A 16,855-nucleotide genomic window follows, 5' to 3' on the forward strand; every position below is an offset into this window, starting at 1 on the left:
ACGTAAAAGGGCCGCCAAGAGGGGCGGCCCTTCGCATCATACGCTCCGTCTTACCAGTCTGTCTGTTGTTCCAGCCAGTGTTCGAGCCAGTGAATGTTGTAGTCGCCCGTGTGGATGTCCTTTTCCGCGAGCAATGCGTGAAACAAGGGCACAGTTGTGTCGACACCATCGATGATCAGCTCGCCCAGGGCCCTGTTCAGACGCGCCAGCGCCTCGGCCCGGTCGCGGCCATGCACGATCAGCTTGCCGATCAGGCTGTCGTAATAGGGCGGGATCCGGTAGCCGTCATACAGCGCGGAATCGATCCGCACGCCAAGTCCACCGGGCGCATGGTATTGCGTGATCCGACCGGGCGAGGGCGAAAAGTTCGGCAGCTTTTCCGCGTTCAGGCGCACTTCGATGGAGTGGCCGTTGATCTCGAGGTCGTCCTGCTGGAACGTCATGTCCAGTCCAGAGGCCACGCGGATCTGTTCGCGCACCAGATCGACGCCGAAAATGGCCTCTGTTACCGGGTGTTCGACTTGGAGGCGCGTATTCATCTCGATGAAATAGAATTCGCCGTTCTCGTAAAGAAACTCGATGGTGCCCGCGCCGATATAGTTGATCTTGGCCACGGCGTCGGCACAGACTTTGCCGATGGCCGCGCGCTCTTCGGCGGAGATCGCAGGGCCGGGGGCCTCTTCGAACACCTTCTGGTGGCGCCGTTGCAGCGAACAGTCGCGTTCGCCCAGATGCACGGCGCGGCCTTTGCCATCGCCAAACACCTGGATTTCGATGTGGCGCGGCGTGGTCAGGTATTTTTCGATATAGACTTCGTCATTGCCGAACGCCGCCTTGCCCTCGGCCCGCGCGGTCATGAACGCGCTTTCCATGTCGGCGGCGGTTTGCGCCACCTTCATGCCCCGCCCGCCGCCACCGGCGGTGGCCTTGATGATGACCGGGTATCCCATGTCCTCGCCTAAGGCCTTGGCCTCGTCCAGCGTGGCCACGCCGCCATCCGATCCGGGCACGCAAGGCACACCCAGCGCCTTCATCGTGTCCTTGGCGGTGATCTTGTCGCCCATGACGCGGATATGTTCAGCGGTGGGGCCGATAAAGGTCAGGCCGTGATCTTCGACGATCTGCACGAATTGCGCGTTTTCGGACAGGAATCCGTAACCGGGGTGAATCGCCTCGGCGCCGGTGATCTCGCAGGCCGAGATGATGGCCGGAAAGCTGAGGTAGGATTGCGGCGATGCGGGTGGGCCAATGCACACGCTTTCGTCGGCCATGCGCACGTGCATGGCGTCCGCATCGGCGGTGGAGTGGACGGCAACCGTCGCGATGCCCATTTCACGGGCGGCGCGGATCACCCGCAGGGCAATCTCTCCGCGGTTGGCGATCAGGATCTTGTTGAACATGACGCGCCCCTTATTCGAGGATCACAAGCGGTGCACCGAATTCCACGGCGGCCCCATCGTCCACCAGAATGCGTTTGACCGTACCGGCGCGCGGGGCCGGGATGTGGTTCATTGTCTTCATCGCCTCGACGATCAGCAGCGTGTCGCCTTCGCTGACCTGCTGGCCCACCTTGATGAAAGACGGCGCGCCGGGTTCGGCCTGCATGTAGACGGTGCCAACCATGGGCGAGGTGACCGCGCCGGGATCGCTTGCGGGATCTGCGGCGGCCTGGGGCGCTTCGCTCGGGGCGGCGGCAACGGGGGCCGCGACAGCGACCGGGGTCGGGGCTGCGACCTGTGCGGTGACGGCCTGTGCCGTGTGGCGCGATACGCGCACATTCAGGCTGTCGTCTTCGCCATATTCGCGTTTGACCTGCAACTCGGTCAGATCGTTTTCCCGCAGCAGTTCGGCCAGAGCCTGAATAAAGGCCACATCTGCATCATGATTGCTTTTTGTCATTGTCGTCCTCAACCGATTGCAACGGCCACGCCTTCGTTGAAGCGCGCCGCAAGCTCAGCGCCGCTTATAGCGGGCGAAACGGGCAGAGGAAAGCATCCTTGATGACGTGAGGGCATGCAAGCCGCCGGAAAACGGCTGTGCCGCCCCTGTGAGGGCGGCACGGGATGTCACCGATGCGGGCGTTAGAGAATGAAGTCGTCCGCCGTCAGACTGTTCTCTTCGACGTTGTTGAGGCGCAGGGAATTGATCCGGCCGGCGCTCAGATCGCTCATCCCGATGGTGGCATAAAGCGCGTCGAGGTTCACGAAAGCGTTGCCGCCCACATACGTCGTGACCGAGTCGATCAGCGCATCCACGCCCAGAGCTTCGACGGCGCCGGGAACGGCGGGAACAAAGGACGAGGCAAGCACAATCACGTCTCCGTCACGGAAATCGGTGATCACATCCCGGCCGCTGCCGCGCTCGAAGATAAAGACATCGTCGCCCGATCCGCCGCTCAGCGTGTCATTGTCATTGCCACCGATCAGCGTGTCTTGCCCGCTGCTGCCAAGCAGCTTGTCCCGGCCATCGCCGCCAACCAGCACGTCGCTGCCGCGGCCTGCGTTCAGGAAATCGTTGCCGATGCCGCCTTGCAGATCGTCCGCGCCATCGTTGCCAAAGATCCTGTCATTGCCGTCATTGCCCTGCAACAGGTCCTGTCCGTCACCGCCCGAGATCACGTCGTTGGCGGTCCCGCCGCGTACGGTGTCGTCGCCCGTGCCGCCGCGGATGCTGCTGGCTGTCGCATCCGACTGCTCCGCGACATAGAGGTCGTCCCCGCTCCCGAGAAAGACATGGCCGACAGAACCGGTGTTGATAACGATGTCGTCGCCCGATCCCATGATCAGCCGTTCCGACACTGTCCCCGTGCTGGTCTGGACAAAGATGTCGTCGCCGCCGCCCATACGGATATCGCCGTCAATCAGGCCGGAATTGAGGATGTAATCTGCGCCGCCACCCAGCTGGATGTCGCCGTTGATGATACCGTCATTGGTGATCAGCCTTTGGCCCGTACCGGTCACCTGAATGACCGTCTCGGCGCGGCCACTGCTGCCGATAATGCCGGTGTTGGAAATGATCACATCCGCCGTGCCATTTCCGGAAATGAAATCGCGCACGATCCCGTCATTGAGAACCAGGCTTTCCAGATCGCCCAAAAGCCCGAAATTCCGCGCTTCGCCAATCTCCTGTTCAATCAGGAAAACCGGCGCAAAATCGATTGTATATCCTTGGAGCAATCCCATTGATGCTCCGAATAAAAGTGCGTCCAATTGTGTTTCTGCAGCAGTTGTCATGACAAAATCCCCCAGGTGTCTGCCTTAATTGTGCCTTAAAATTGCCTTATTTGCCACCGTCGCAGGGCGCTGTTTCCAACGGGGAAACAAACCTTCGGCAGAGGCAGGAAAGCACAAAAAAACCGGCCAATCGGGCCGGTTTTTCTATTCGAAGTTGAAGAATGAGGCTTAAATGGCCAGATATTCCGCGCGCAATTCCGCATTTTCCAGAACTTCGGCGGCGGTGCCGTCGAAAACAATTCCGCCCGTGTCCAAAATTACGGCACGATCCGCCAATTGCAGGGCACGCACCGCATTCTGTTCGACGATTACAGTGGTGATTCCCTGTTCCTTGATGATGCCCAGTGTCTTTTCGATCTCGTCCACAATCACCGGGGCCAAACCTTCGTAGGGTTCGTCCAGAAGCAGCACCTTGATGTCACGGGCCAGCGCACGGGCGATGGCCAGCATCTGCTGCTCGCCGCCCGACAGGGTCGTACCTTCCTGGGTGCGGCGTTCGCCAAGGCGCGGGAACAGGTCATAGAGCCGCTCGATCGACCAGCCGATGGGTGGCGCGATCTGGGCCAACTTGAGGTTCTCCTCGACCGTGAGGCCGGGAATGATCCGGCGATCTTCTGGCACAAGGCCCAGACCGGCCTGGCTCGCCTCGTGGCTGGCCATCTTGTGCAGCGGCTGGTGGTCCAGCCAGATCTCGCCATGGGTGACCTCAGGATCGCCGATGCGCGCGATGGACCGCAGCGTGGATGTCTTGCCGGCGCCGTTACGGCCCAGAAGGGCGAGGATCTCGCCCTCGTGCACGTTAAAGCTGATGCCCTGCACGATATAGCTTTCGCCGTAATAGGCATGCATGTCCCACACGCTCAGGAATGCGGGGGCGGTCTGGGCGTGGTTGATGCCCTTGGAAAAGTCGGGTTTGACGTTCATGTGTCCGTCCTTAATTTTGAGCCGGTGGTGGGCAAATTGCCCACCCTACCGGGTGCCGGGAGTAGGGTGGGCAATCTGCCCACCGCCTATGCCGCGTCCTGCGTTTCGCCCAGATAGGCTTCGCGCACCTTGGGGTGGCCCTTGATGTTGTCGGGCGTGTCTTCGACCAGAGGGGTGCCTTGCGCCAGCACGGTGATCCGTTCGGCCAGGCTGAACACCACATGCATGTCGTGTTCGATGATCGAGATGGTGATGTCGCGGTCGTCCTTGATCTGCTTGAGCAGGTCGATGGTATTGTTGGTGTCCGCGCGTGCCATGCCCGCCGTCGGCTCATCCAGCAACAACAGTCGCGGTTCCTGCGCCAGGCACATGCCGATTTCGAGCCGCCGCTTGTTGCCGCGCGACATGGTGGCGGCGGTCTCGCCGCGCGCATCGGCCATGTTCATCTCTTCCAGCATCTGCTCGGCCTTCTCGATGATCTCGCGGTCCTTCATCATTGCCGCGAATGCGTTGGGCGTGAACGCCCCGTCGCGCTTGGCAAAGCAGGGGATCATCATGTTTTCCAGCACCGACAGATCGCCAAAGATCTCGGGGGTCTGGAACACGCGGGAAATGCCCATCTGGTTGATCTCGTAGGGCTTGCGGCCCAGCACGGATTGACCGTCAAACATGACCGACCCGGTGTCGGGGATCAGCTTGCCCACCAGACAGTTCAACAGGGTGGACTTGCCTGCGCCATTCGGCCCGATGATCGCATGGACAGAATTCTCGGCCACGCTAAGGTTGACATCCCCCAGCGCTTGCAGACCGCCGAACCGTTTGCCCACGTTTTTGACTTCAAGGATACCCATTGTGTTTTCTCCTTATTCCGCAGGTGTGGTTTTGCCGTCAGGCGTGTCTGTGGTCTTTTTCTTGCGACCGAACAGGCGGGCGATGCGTTGGCCGCCTTCGACCAGGCCACCGGGCAGGAAGATCACGACCAGCATGAAGATCAGGCCCAGCGTCAGGTGCCAGCCCTTGCCGATGAAGGGATAGATCAGCGCCACCACGAAGTCTTCGAGCCCGTCGGGCAGGAAGGCGAACCAGGTGTGCAGGATGTCCGAGTTGATCTTGGACAGGATGTTTTCCATGTACTTGATCGCACCCGCACCCAGCACCGGGCCAATCAGCGTGCCGACACCGCCCAGGATGGACATCAGGACGACTTCGCCGGATGCGGTCCAGAACATGCGTTCCGCGCCCACCTGCGTGTCCATCGCCACCATCAGGCCACCGGCCAGACCGGCATACATGCCCGAGATCACAAAGGCGGCCAGTGTGTAAGGCTTGGAGTTCAGGCCCGTGTAGTTCAGGCGCTGCTGGTTCGATTTCACCGCCCGCAGCATCATGCCAAAGGGCGAGCGGAAGATGCGGATCGACAGGTAGAAGGCCAGCAGCATCACGATGCCCGCGAGGTAGTAGCCCACATTGAAGGTGAACACCCATGCCCCGACACCGAGGTCAAAGCTTGATCCCATCTCCAGCCCGAAGAGGTTGGCCTTGGGCGTTGCCCCTTCGGCCAGCGCGCCGTCCAGAACGCGGGGGTCGTTGACCTTGGGTTGCAGGCCCGTCTCGCCGCCCGTGATCGGTGTCAGCACCGAATAGGCGAGGCTGTAGGACATCTGCGCAAAGGCCAGCGTCAGGATCGAGAAGTAGATGCCCGAGCGCCGCAGGCTGATCCATCCGACCGCAAGGCTGAACAGGCCCGCGACGATCACCGACACGATGATGGCCGGGACGACGTTCATGGTCAGCAGCTTCATCATCCAGATGGCGGCGTAAGAGCCGACACCGAGGAACGCGGCGTGACCGAACGAGAGGTAACCGGTCAGGCCGAACAGGATGTTGAAGCCGATGGCAAAGATCCCGAAGATCACGAAACGCTGCATCAGGTCGGGATAGCCCGCGTTGAATTGCGCCAGGCCGGAACCTTCGGGAAAGGGGTTGAGGATGAAGGGGGCCAGCGCCACGAGGATGGCCACCAGGATGAGCAGGCGGGTGTCTTTTGCGTCCAATCCGAACATGGGTCAGTCCTCCATCACGCCCTTGCGGCCCATAAGGCCCCGAGGACGGGTCAACAGAATGATGATGGCCACCAGGTAGATGACGATCTGGTTGATGCCGGGCAACACGTCCAGCACCTGGCGCATCGAGGCAAAGCTTTCGAGGATGCCGAGCAGGAAGCCGGCGGCGACGGCGCCGGGCAGGGAGCCCATGCCGCCCACGACCACCACGACGAAGGACAGCACGAGGAAGTCCATGCCCATGTGGTAGTTGGGCGAGTTGATGGGCGTGTACATGACACCCGCAAGGCCCGCGACAGCGGCGGCAATGCCGAACATCAGCGTAAAGCGGCGGTCGATGTTGATGCCCAGCAGCTGCACGGTCTCGCGGTCTGCCATACCGGCCCGCACGACCATGCCGAAGGTGGTGAATTGCAGGAAGGCAAACACGGCACCGATGATGATGGCAGCAAAGCCGAAGTAGATGATGCGCCAGTAGGGGTAGATGATGACGTTCGGGTCAAAGCCCAGCATCGCCCCGAAATCGAACGACCCTTTGAACGCGTCGGGTGCGGGGGTCGGAATGGGGTTTGCGCCGTAGTAGAACTTGATGATCTCTTGCAGGACGATGGCAAGGCCAAAGGTCACGAGGATCTGGTCGGCGTGCGGGCGTTTGTAGAAATGCTTGATCAGGCCGCGTTCCATGATGACGCCGATGGCGATCATCACCGGAATGGCAAAGATGATGGACAGCGGCACAGCCCAGTCGATGATGGCGTCCCCGGTGGCCTGACCGAACCAGTCATAGACGTAAGGGACGTCGACCTTGAGGGGGTTGCCGAGGAAGTCTTTTTGCGTGTCGTCGATGACGGTATGGCTCGCCGAGATGATGCGGCTGAGGGTCACGGCGCAGAATGCACCGATCATGAACAGCGCCCCGTGGGCAAAGTTCACGACACCCAGCGTGCCGAAAATCAGCGTGAGACCCAGCGCGATCAGCGCATAGGCCGAGCCCTTGTCGAGCCCGTTTAGAATTTGAAGGACGATCGCTTCCATCGGCTTAACCTTTGGTTGAGAGAGACGTGTCCCCGCGGGGACAGAGGGGTGGGCATGACTGCCCACCCAATGTTTTCAATGGCTTATGCGCCGGGGTTGCAGGAGCCCAGCTCGCCACCGAAGATCGACGCGTCGTATGTCACCTGGCTTGTCGGTGTGATTTCGACGATTTCGAGAAGGTCGAACTCGGACGTCGGGTTCTCTTTACCCTTCACGACGAGCACGTCCTTGAAGCACTGGTGGTCTTCGCCACGATAGAGCGTTGGACCGTTGCCCATGCCGTCGAACTGGAAGTCTTCGAGCGCTTCGGCAACCGCACAGGGGTTGAACGACCCGGCACGTTCCACGGCATCTGCATAGAGCAGGGCCTGAACGTAGCATGTGTGCGCGGCCTGGCTCGGCGGGAAGCCGTACTTGGTGCCGAAGGATTGCACGAATGCTTTGGAGCCTTCGTCCTGCAGCGACCAGTGCCAGTTTGTCGAACCGAAGATGCCTTTGACGTTTGCGCCAGCACCCTTCGCCATCAGGCGGGAGTAGAGCGGAACGACGATCTCGAAGTTCTTGTTGTTCACCAGCTTGTCGCGCAGGCCGAACTGAACCGCGTTGGTCAGCGAGTTCACCATGTTCCCGCCGTAGTGGTTCAGAACCAGAACGTCGGCACCGGACTGCAGAACAGGCGCGATGTAGGACGAGAAGTCTGTTTGTGTCAGCGGCGTTTTCACAGCTGCAACAGTTTCCCAACCCATGGCTTCGGTCGATGTGCGCACGGCTTCTTCTGTGGTGTAACCCCAGTTGTAGTCGGCGGTCAGGTGATAGGCCTTGCGGTCCGTGCCGTAGTTGTTGGCAAGGATGGGCGCGAGGGCCGCACCGGACATGTAGGAGTTGAAGAAGTGGCGGAAGCCATTCGCCTTCTTGTCCTTGCCGGTGGTGTCGTTGGAGTGGGTCAGACCCGCCATGAAGATGACGCCTGCCTCTTGGCAGAGCGCCTGCACGGCCACGGCCACGCCCGAGGACGAACCGCCCGTGATCATCACGGCACCGTCTTTTTCGATCATCGACCGGGCCGAAGCGCGGGCGGCGTCAGATTTCGTCTGCGTGTCACCTGTGACGTATTCGACTTTCTTGCCCAGGATACCGTTGCCTTGCAGGGCCTTGGACGAGAACGTGTTCATCAGGCCGCCGTCGCCGCCACCGTTCAGGTGCTCGACCGCGAGTTCGTAGGCGCGCAGTTCGTCCGCACCTTCGTCCGCGTAGGGGCCGGACTGCGGCACGTTGAAGCCGAGTGTGACCGAGCTGCCGGTGGGGGCGTTGGTAAAGCCCGAGTGGCCATCGGCACGCAGATACGTCGGCAGTGTCAGGCTTGCAGCACCGGCAACTGCGCCGGTCTGGATCAGACCGCGACGTGTCAGATTCATTTTGGACATAAATATCCTCCCATGTGTTGATTTGCGCACCCCCGCTCCTCAACGGGGCTGCGCCACACCTTTTGGTGCAAATGTGTTATGGGGCAAAGTCAGAAAATTGCGCAATAAACCCCTTGTTTTTCACAACTATTTTGTAAACATATGCACAATACGGCGGTATACATTGTAAATTTTCTTATGTTGCATCGCAGAAACGCCTTGAAATAGCAGGCAAAGGAACGGGGGCGCGCCATGGCACGCGAGGGGCTGACCGGAACACGCATTCGCGAACGCCGCGTGATGGTGGGGGCGAAACAATCCAATCTGGCGCGCCAGATCGGGATCTCGGCCTCGTATCTGAACCTGATCGAACACAATCGCCGCAGAATCGGCGGCAAGCTGCTGTTGGATATCGCAGCGGCGCTGGGGGTCGAGGCCTCGGCGCTGACCGAAGGGGCGGAGGCCGCGCTGATCGCGACGCTGCGCGAGGCCGCGTCGGGCGCGCGCATGCCCGAGACGGAGATAGAGCGGGCCGAGGAATTCGCGGGCCGGTTTCCCGGCTGGGCCGACACGCTGGCCACGGCGCACCGCAAGATTGCCGCCCTCGAACGTACGATCGAGACATTGAGCGACCGGTTGGCCCATGACCCTGCGCTTGCCGCGTCCGTGCACGAGGTACTGTCCACTGCGGCCTCGATTCGTTCGGCGGCGTCTATCCTGGCCGAGGACAAGGACCTGGCGCCCGAATGGCAGGAACGGTTTCACACCAATATCGATGCGGACAGCCGTCGCCTCGCCGAAAGTTCCAAGGCGCTGGTCGGGTTTCTGGATGCAGAGACGGGCGATGCGGCGGGGTCAAGTTCCCCGCAGGAGGAGGTCGAGGCCTTTCTCGAGGCGCGCAACTATGGCTTTGCCGATATCGAGGATGGCCGCGCGCAGGTCGATGATCTGGTGGCGCAGGATCCCGCGCTGACCTCGGTGGCGGCGCGGCACATCGCGCGCGGCGTGCTGGAGCGGGTGCGGGCCGACAGCGCGCGGGTTGCGATGGCGGATCTGGAACAGGCGCTGGCGCAGGGCCCGCTGGATCCGCTGGCGTTGGCGCAGGCCTTTGACGTGTCCGTGCCATGCATCCTGCGCCGCTTGGCGGCGGCGCCAACGCTGACATGCGGGCTGGTGGTGGCGGACCGGTCGGGGTCGCTGCTGTTTCGCAAGGCGGTGCAGGGATTCACCATCCCGCGCTATGGCCCGGCCTGTCCACTTTGGCCGCTGTTCGAGGCGCTGAGCGTGCCGGGTCAGATGTTGCAGCAGCGCGTTTCGATGTCGGGCGCGTCCGATGTACAGTTCGACTGCTATGCTGCGGCGGAGTTCACCGGCCCCGCAACGCTGAACGCGCCGCCGTTGGCGCAGGCCACGATGCTGGTTCTGCCCGTATCGACGGGGGCCGCACGTGAGGAGGGGACCGTCAAGAATGTGGGGGCGGCCTGCCGGATCTGCCCGGTGCGGGCCTGTGCGGGGCGGCGTGAGCCGTCGATCCTCAGCGACGGCTTCTGAGCTTTTGACAGGTCCGGCAAATCGGCACATAGTGCGCGCGTACCGCAGACGGGGAACACCCCGCACCGTCGGTGCACCGAAGGGGAGGATTGCAGCGATGGGCAAGCATGTGCTGCTCGTTGAGGACGAGATCAACATCATAGAGGCCATACGGTTCCTGCTCAGCCGCGAGGGCTGGCAGGTGGACACCCATTCCGATGGCGCAACGGCGCTTGCCATGATCCGGGACATGCGACCCGATCTCGTGGTGCTGGATTACATGCTGCCGGGCAAGAGCGGCCTCGATATCCTGACCGAATTGCGGGCCGATCCCGAGTTCACGTCACTGCCGGTGCTGATGCTGACCGCGCGCGGCCAGTCGCGCGACCGCGAGATGGCGGAAAAGGCGGGCGTGAGCCGGTTCATGACCAAGCCGTTCTCCAATACCGAAGTCATGACGGCCGTGCGGGATCTGGTTCAGCTGGCGCAATGACGGAACAGGGCCCACCGCCGATATTCCTGGAACGCCGCAGTTATCGCCGCCGCCGGATGATGGATGCGCTGCGGCTGTTGCCCGTTGTGGGCGTGTTGCTGTGGTTGCTGCCGATGTTCTGGCCCAAGGCGTCGGACGGGCCGGCGGCGCCCGCGCCCTTGGCCATGTCAGATGCGATTGTCTATGTGTTTTGCGTCTGGGTGGCCCTGATCGCAGGCGGTGCCGCGCTGTGGTGGGCGCTGCGGCCTCCCAATGGAGATGGCCCCGAGGATCCCGCGCGAGAGGACCGCTGATGGCGTCGATCAATCAGCTGGTCGCGGTCAGCCTCGGCTATGTCGCGTTCCTCTTTGCCATTGCGTTCTTTGCCGAGCGTGCCGCCGTGCGCGGGCGGGGCGGGTGGCTGCGGTCGCCGCTGGTCTACACGCTGTCTTTGTCGATCTACTGCACCGCGTGGACGTTTTACGGCGCGGTCGGCTATGCCGCGCGGTCGGGCATGGAGTTCGTGACGATCTATCTGGGGCCCAGCCTTGTGATGATCGGCTGGTGGTGGGCCCTGCGCAAGCTGGTGCGGATTGGCCGCGTGCACCGTGCGACATCCGTCGCTGACCTGATATCGGCGCGCTATGGCAAGTCGAACCTGCTGGCCAGCGTGGTGACCGTCATGGCCGTGATCGGGGTCACGCCCTATATCGCGCTGCAATTGCAGTCGGTGACCCTGTCGTTGTCGATCTTTTCGCCGCCCGAAACGGCGGGCAGTCTGAACCAGTTTCAGGCGGCCTTTTGGGTGGCCTTTGGTCTGGCGATTTTTACCGTGCTCTTTGGCACGCGCAACCTGAACGCAAACGAACGGCACGACGGCGTTGTCATCGCCATCGCGGTGGAGGCGGTGGTCAAGCTGGTGGCATTGCTGGCGGTCGGCATCTTCGTGGTCTGGGGCATTGCGGGCGGCATCGGCCCGATGATGGACCGCATCGACAGTTCGCCGATCGGGGAATGGAACATGGACCGCAGCCGTTGGGTCGCTTTGACCGCGCTGTCGGCGGCGGCCTTTCTGGCGCTGCCGCGCATGTTTCAGGTGATGGTGGTCGAGAACGAGGACGAGCGGCACCTGCAAATCGCAAGCTGGGCCTTTCCGCTGTACCTGATGCTGATGAGCCTGTTCGTGGTGCCCATCGCGGTGATCGGCCTTGATCTGCTGCCTGCAGGGTCCAACCCCGATCTGTTCGTGCTGACCGTGCCGCTGGCCGAGGGGCGCGTCGGGTTGGCCACGCTCAGCTTTCTGGGCGGGTTTTCGTCGGCGACGTCGATGGTGATCGTGGCGACGCTGGCGCTGTCAACCATGGTGTCGAACCACGTGGTGATGCCTGTGTGGCTGAATGCGCGGGCCGAGGGCGCGCAAGTGTCGGGGGACGTGCGCGACGTGGTCATCCTGTCGCGGCGCGCGTCGATCCTGATGATCATCGGCCTTGGATACCTGTATTACCGGTTCTCGGGCGGTGGGGCGGCGCTGGCGGCGATTGGCCTGATCTCCTTTGTGGGCGTGGCCCAGTTTCTGCCCGCCATGTTCGGCGGCATCTTTTGGCGTGGGGCGACGCGCTGGGGTGCGCTGGCGGGGTTGCTTGTTGGATTTGCGGTCTGGGTGTTCTGTTCGCTTCTGCCCAGTTTCGGCCCCGGCACCGTGCTGAGCGTTGCGACCTTTGACGGTGGCCTCTGGGGGCTGGGATGGCTGCGGCCGCAGGCGCTGTTCGGGATCGAGGGGATCGATCCGACGGTACACGCGGTGGTGTGGTCGCTGACCCTGAACATCACGGCCTTTGTCGCGGTGTCGCTGGTCACTTTCCCGGACCCGCTGGAGCGGTTGCAGGGCGCGCAGTTTGTCAACGTGTTCGACCATTCCACGCAGGCGCGCGGGTGGGACGCGGCCCTGGCCACATCCGAGGACCTTATGATCATGTCTCAGCGGATCCTGGGTGCGGACGAGGCGCAGCGCCTGTTCCGCGCTGAGGCGAACCGGCAAGGGATGCCGGGCCAATTGCCCGAACCGACGCAAGGGTTCCTGCAACATCTCGAACGCGAACTGGCGGCCTCTGTTGGCGCTGCGACCGCGCATGCGATGATCAGCCAGCTGGTCGGGGGCGCGTCCGTGTCGGTGCAGGATCTGATGGCCGTGGCGGATGAAAGCGCGCAGATCCTCGAATACTCAAACCAGTTGGAGGCCAAATCCGCCGAGCTGACCCAGACGGCGGGCAAGCTGCGCGAGGCCAACGAAAAGCTGACGGCCCTGTCGGTGCAAAAAGACGCGTTCCTGAGCCAGATCAGCCACGAATTGCGCACGCCCATGACCTCGATCCGGTCCTTTTCCGAGATCCTGCGCGACACGGAAGGGTTGGGGCAGGTGGAAAAGACGAAATACGCCTCGATCATCCATGGCGAGGCCATCCGCCTGACGCGGCTGTTGGATGACTTGCTGGATCTGAGTGTGCTGGAAAACGGGCAGGTCAACCTGAACCTTGAGACCGGCAAGCTGGGCGATGTGCTGGAGCAGGCCGTGATGGCCACCCAAGCCGGGCCAAGTGGCGCATTGACGATCCGGCGTCGCCACGTCAACGAAGGCGTGATGCTCAGCACCGATCTGGACCGTTTGAGCCAGGTCTTTATCAACCTGATCTCGAATGCGCAGAAATATTGCGATGCGGATGCGCCGCGTTTGGATATCGACGTGCGTGACGGGGCAGGGCGCACCGAGGTGGCATTTCACGACAATGGCACGCCCATCGCAGCGGAGGCGCACGCGCTGATCTTTGAGAAATTTGCTAGGCTCAACGATCAGGATGGCTCTGGTGCGGGGCTGGGTCTGGCGATCTGCCGCGAGATCATGACGCGCCTGGGCGGCGACATCACCTATCACGCCGAAGCGGCGGGCAATACGTTCGTGGTGCATCTGCCCGCACAGGCGGCATGACCCTGGCAAAGGTTATCTTTTGGCCGGAAATAAAGTGGTTGGTAACCAATCGCGCCTAAGTCTGACGCCAACGCGAACAGCAGATGTGTCGGAGGACATGGGCGACACCGCAACACAGAATGTCTTGGGACGTATCGCGGCCGCGGGCCGCGAAGAGCGGAAGGCGCGCGCCATGACGCTGCAAAAGGCGTTGCGCGTGACCCTGGCCAAGGTGGCGGATGCGCTGATGGACCTGCCCATGGCGGTGATCGGCGCGGTGGTGCAGGCGGTGGATGGCGACGCGGTGGAGGCCGTGTTTTCAGACGATGCGATGCTGATCCTGCTGGATGGGCCCGGTGGCGCCATGGGGGCCGTGATGATCGACCCGGTCATCGTCGGCGGGCTGATCCAGCAACAGACCATGGGCACCGTCCGCCCCGATCTGGGCGACAAACGCGCGATGACGCGCACCGATGCGGCGATTTGCGCGCCGCTGATCGATGCGCTGATCGAACGGGCCGCGATCATACTGGATGATCCCGACGACCGCGCGCTGATGGAGGGGTTCCGCTTTGGTGCCAAGGCCGATGACGGGCGCACGCTGGCGATGTCACTGGATCTGTCGGACTATGTCGCCGTGCGCCTGACTTTGGACATCGCACGCGGGGCCCGGCAGGGTGACATGACGCTGATCTTGCCACGGCCCGACGCGCGGCAGGGCCTCCCCGACGAGACGGGTGAGGATGTCGGAGATTCTGCGGCGCCGTCGCTGGCTGAAACGGTGATGATGGTGAACACCGACATCAACATGGTCGTGTGCCAGTTGCATATGCCGCTCAGCACGATGCGGGGCTGGCAGGTGGGTCAGCAGATCGCACTGCCCCCCGGCCATTTCCCGAATGTCCAGATGGTCACCCGTACGGGCCGGGTCGTGGGCAAGGGCGTCGTGGGGCATGTCGACGGGGTCCGCGCGGTCAAGCCGCAGCGCAAACCGTCCCACGCCAACCAGCCGCTGCGCCGCGCGTCTGATGCGCCGGATGTTGACATGCCAGAGGTCGAAAACCTCGAAAGCCATAACCGCCGCACGGATCCCGCGCCGGAGCCCAGCGTCGAAAAGCCGCCCATCGGCCTGGAACCGGAAACCCAACTGCCCGCGGTGGCGGACGTAGAGGAAAAGGCCTTTCCGGTCGAGGTCGTGGAACCGGCGATCAGCATGACCGACCTGCCGGATCTGGATGACCTGCCCGATCTGGCGGACCTGCCGGACCTGGCCGACCTTCCGGATCTGGCAATGAAGGCGGGGTAGCCCTTAGCCGCGACGCGCCTGTGCGATGGCGTCCAATGTTGGGCGCATCGCGTCTAGGTCATAACCGCCCTGACGTGCCGTGCTGAGGATCTCGTCCGTCGCCATCGTCCCGGCCTGGGCCAGACACCAAATCACCGTCGACCGCGTGCCTGACGCGCAATAGGCCAGAACCGGGCCGCCCGCGGCCCCGGCCGCCTGCGCCTGTTTGGCGACATTTTCAGGTGTCATGGTCTGGTGGGTCAGCGGCAGAACGACAAAGTCGAGGCCCGCGGCCCGTGCGGCCGCTTCCACCGCGTCTGCCTGAAATGCGGGCGGCACTTCGGCATCGGGCCGGTTGCAGATGACGGTTGTGATGCCTGCGGCGGCGACGTCCACCATGTCGGCCGGGTCAACCTGCGGCGCAACATAGTACTGATCGGTGATCTTGCGGATATCCATGGCCGGAAACTATGCGCCCGCGCTACGGGTGTCCAGCGCCCGGCGCAACGGCGGCACCGCCCACATCCCGCCCAGCATCGCGGCCAGAAACAGCGCCCCTTGCCAGCCACCATAGGTGATCGAAGCCAGCGCAGGACCGGGGCACAGGCCCACCAGCCCCCAGCCCACACCAAAGAGGACCGAGCCGATGATCAGGGGGCGTGTGATCTCCTGGCTTGGCCGGTCGGGAAAGGCGTTGCCGGTCAGCGGTTGCCGCCCGCGCGTCAGACGCCATGCCAGCACCATGGGCAGGATCGCGCCCCCCATGACAAAGGCCAGCGTAGGATCCCACGCCCCTGCAAAATCGAGAAACCCCCGGACGCGGTTGGTGTCGGTCATGCCGGACACGTGCAGGCCCGCACCAAAGAACGCGCCACTCAGCAGTGAGACCAGCGCGCGCATCACAGGCCCAACCCCATACGCAGGGCTGTGACCGTGGCCGCGCCCGCACCGATATAGGCCAGCGTCGCCACCAGCCCGCGCAGCGACAGGCGCGACAGCCCGCACACCCCGTGCCCCGACGTGCAGCCATTGGCAAACCGCGTGCCGATGCCCACGGCCAGCCCGCCCAGCACCAGCAACCACAGCTGCGACGTGGCGTGGGTGTCGACCTGCCAACCCGCGGCGGTCATCACCGCGGGTAGCCCGATCAGGCCCACCAGAAACGCAATGGTAGAGCTGCGGTCCTGCCCGGTGCCGTCAATCAGCCCGCCGACGATACCGCTGGCCCCCATGACCCGGCCCGCACCCAAGAGCAGGATCGCACCTGCGGTCCCAATCATCAAACCGCCCAGCAGGCCGTATAACCACGCCATCTGCATGCCGCGTCTCCTATCCCAGAAAAATGCCGACGATGACCAGCATCAGCCCGATCACCGAAATGAACAGCGCGCCCATGTTGCGCGGCAGAACGCGGCCCATGACGGCGCGCATCTCGTCGTCGGGCAGCTTGGCGCGGCGCGCGCGCCACACCGTGAGAATGCACCAGACCAGCCCGACCAGCCCCAGAAGGGACAGGCTGGCTCCGGCCCAGATCAGGCCGTCGAACAATGTGAATGTGGCAGAGTTTTCCATGGTCCCGGAGCTAGCCGACGGGCGCGGCCTTGGCAAGCGGGCTTGCCCCTTGCAGGGGCGCGCGTGCCCGGCTATCCAGCGGGTCCATCTGCCATAAGGATCCGCGCATGTCTGACACCGCCACCAATGCCGAGAGCTACCGCGTCACCGCCGATGAACTGCGCCAGTTCATCGAACGGATCGAACGGCTGGACATGGAAAAGAAAGACTTGGCCGACCAACAAAAAGAGGTCATGGCCGAGGCCAAGGCGCGCGGCTATGACACCAAGGTGATGCGCAAGGTCATCGCGCTGCGCAAGCGCGACAAGGACGACATCGCCGAAGAGGAAGCGGTGCTGGAGATGTACAAGGAAGCGTTGGGCATGGGCTGAGGCCC

The 16,855-nt window shown here is 63.0% G+C and carries 18 protein-coding genes; 6 read left to right on the plus strand and 12 right to left on the minus strand.

Going from position 1 to position 16,855, the window contains the following annotated elements; all coding sequences use genetic code 11:
* Positions 1-50 precede the first annotated feature (50 nt).
* The 8 genes from accC to Q0949_RS19620 form a co-directional block, all read right to left on the minus strand.
* Positions 51-1,400, minus strand: coding sequence for an acetyl-CoA carboxylase biotin carboxylase subunit (accC, locus tag Q0949_RS19585; RefSeq protein WP_299376454.1), 1,350 nt, complete (start codon positions 1,398-1,400; stop codon positions 51-53).
* A gap of 10 nt (positions 1,401-1,410) precedes the next feature.
* Positions 1,411-1,899 carry an acetyl-CoA carboxylase biotin carboxyl carrier protein gene (accB, locus tag Q0949_RS19590; RefSeq protein ID WP_299376456.1) on the minus strand — a complete coding sequence of 163 codons (489 nt, stop codon included), beginning with the start codon at positions 1,897-1,899 and terminating at the stop codon, positions 1,411-1,413.
* 182 nt (positions 1,900-2,081) lie between these two features.
* Positions 2,082-3,182: a calcium-binding protein gene (locus Q0949_RS19595; protein ID WP_299376458.1), complete on the minus strand. Its 1,101-nt coding sequence runs from the start codon at positions 3,180-3,182 to the stop codon at positions 2,082-2,084.
* Between the two features lie 219 nt (positions 3,183-3,401).
* A complete protein-coding gene (locus Q0949_RS19600) occupies positions 3,402-4,157 on the minus strand; it encodes an ABC transporter ATP-binding protein (protein WP_299376461.1) in 756 nt (251 codons plus the stop codon).
* 86 nt (positions 4,158-4,243) lie between these two features.
* On the minus strand, positions 4,244-5,008 hold the full coding sequence (locus tag Q0949_RS19605; RefSeq protein ID WP_299376464.1) for an ABC transporter ATP-binding protein: 765 nt from the start codon (positions 5,006-5,008) through the stop codon (positions 4,244-4,246).
* 12 nt (positions 5,009-5,020) lie between these two features.
* Entirely contained in the window at positions 5,021-6,220 is a 1,200-nt protein-coding gene (locus Q0949_RS19610; RefSeq protein ID WP_299376466.1) for a branched-chain amino acid ABC transporter permease, read from the minus strand.
* A 3-nt stretch (positions 6,221-6,223) separates the two neighbouring features.
* On the minus strand, positions 6,224-7,255 hold the full coding sequence (locus Q0949_RS19615) for a branched-chain amino acid ABC transporter permease (protein ID WP_299145906.1): 1,032 nt from the start codon (positions 7,253-7,255) through the stop codon (positions 6,224-6,226).
* Positions 7,256-7,338: 83 nt separating this feature from the next.
* Positions 7,339-8,679 carry a substrate-binding protein gene (locus Q0949_RS19620; protein WP_299376469.1) on the minus strand — a complete coding sequence of 447 codons (1,341 nt, stop codon included), beginning with the start codon at positions 8,677-8,679 and terminating at the stop codon, positions 7,339-7,341.
* 231 nt (positions 8,680-8,910) lie between these two features.
* Here Q0949_RS19620 and Q0949_RS19625 point away from each other — a divergent pair, with 231 nt between their 5' ends.
* From Q0949_RS19625 to Q0949_RS19645, 5 genes are all read left to right on the plus strand, one after another.
* Positions 8,911-10,209, plus strand: a complete 1,299-nt coding sequence (locus tag Q0949_RS19625; protein WP_299376471.1) for a helix-turn-helix domain-containing protein — start codon at positions 8,911-8,913, stop codon at positions 10,207-10,209.
* 97 nt (positions 10,210-10,306) lie between these two features.
* On the plus strand, positions 10,307-10,681 hold the full coding sequence (locus Q0949_RS19630; protein WP_299376474.1) for a response regulator: 375 nt from the start codon (positions 10,307-10,309) through the stop codon (positions 10,679-10,681).
* Positions 10,678-10,974, plus strand: a complete 297-nt coding sequence (locus Q0949_RS19635; protein WP_299376477.1) for a hypothetical protein — start codon at positions 10,678-10,680, stop codon at positions 10,972-10,974. The genes Q0949_RS19630 and Q0949_RS19635 overlap by 4 nt, the downstream gene beginning before the upstream one ends.
* Positions 10,974-13,643, plus strand: coding sequence for a sensor histidine kinase (locus Q0949_RS19640; protein WP_299376479.1), 2,670 nt, complete (start codon positions 10,974-10,976; stop codon positions 13,641-13,643). Before Q0949_RS19635 ends, Q0949_RS19640 begins: the two co-directional genes overlap by 1 nt.
* A 97-nt stretch (positions 13,644-13,740) precedes the next feature.
* A complete protein-coding gene (locus tag Q0949_RS19645; protein WP_299376482.1) occupies positions 13,741-14,928 on the plus strand; it encodes a hypothetical protein in 1,188 nt (395 codons plus the stop codon).
* 3 nt (positions 14,929-14,931) lie between these two features.
* Here Q0949_RS19645 and Q0949_RS19650 read toward each other — a convergent pair whose 3' ends face one another.
* The 4 genes from Q0949_RS19650 to Q0949_RS19665 are packed head-to-tail and all read right to left on the minus strand — an operon-like array spanning position 14,932 to position 16,479.
* Positions 14,932-15,366 (minus strand): TIGR01244 family sulfur transferase, encoded by a 435-nt coding sequence (locus Q0949_RS19650; protein WP_299376485.1) that lies wholly within the window; start codon positions 15,364-15,366, stop codon positions 14,932-14,934.
* 9 nt (positions 15,367-15,375) lie between these two features.
* Entirely contained in the window at positions 15,376-15,807 is a 432-nt protein-coding gene (locus tag Q0949_RS19655) for a DUF6691 family protein (RefSeq protein ID WP_299376488.1), read from the minus strand.
* On the minus strand, positions 15,807-16,226 hold the full coding sequence (locus tag Q0949_RS19660; protein WP_299376491.1) for a YeeE/YedE thiosulfate transporter family protein: 420 nt from the start codon (positions 16,224-16,226) through the stop codon (positions 15,807-15,809). Before Q0949_RS19660 ends, Q0949_RS19655 begins: the two co-directional genes overlap by 1 nt.
* A 10-nt stretch (positions 16,227-16,236) precedes the next feature.
* Entirely contained in the window at positions 16,237-16,479 is a 243-nt protein-coding gene (locus Q0949_RS19665) for a hypothetical protein (protein WP_299376494.1), read from the minus strand.
* A 107-nt stretch (positions 16,480-16,586) separates the two neighbouring features.
* Here Q0949_RS19665 and Q0949_RS19670 point away from each other — a divergent pair, with 107 nt between their 5' ends.
* Positions 16,587-16,850, plus strand: a complete 264-nt coding sequence (locus Q0949_RS19670) for a DUF2312 domain-containing protein (protein ID WP_299376497.1) — start codon at positions 16,587-16,589, stop codon at positions 16,848-16,850.
* Positions 16,851-16,855 lie beyond the last annotated feature (5 nt).

It is taken from the genome of uncultured Tateyamaria sp., from assembly GCF_947487805.1.
GTDB lineage: Bacteria > Pseudomonadota > Alphaproteobacteria > Rhodobacterales > Rhodobacteraceae > Tateyamaria.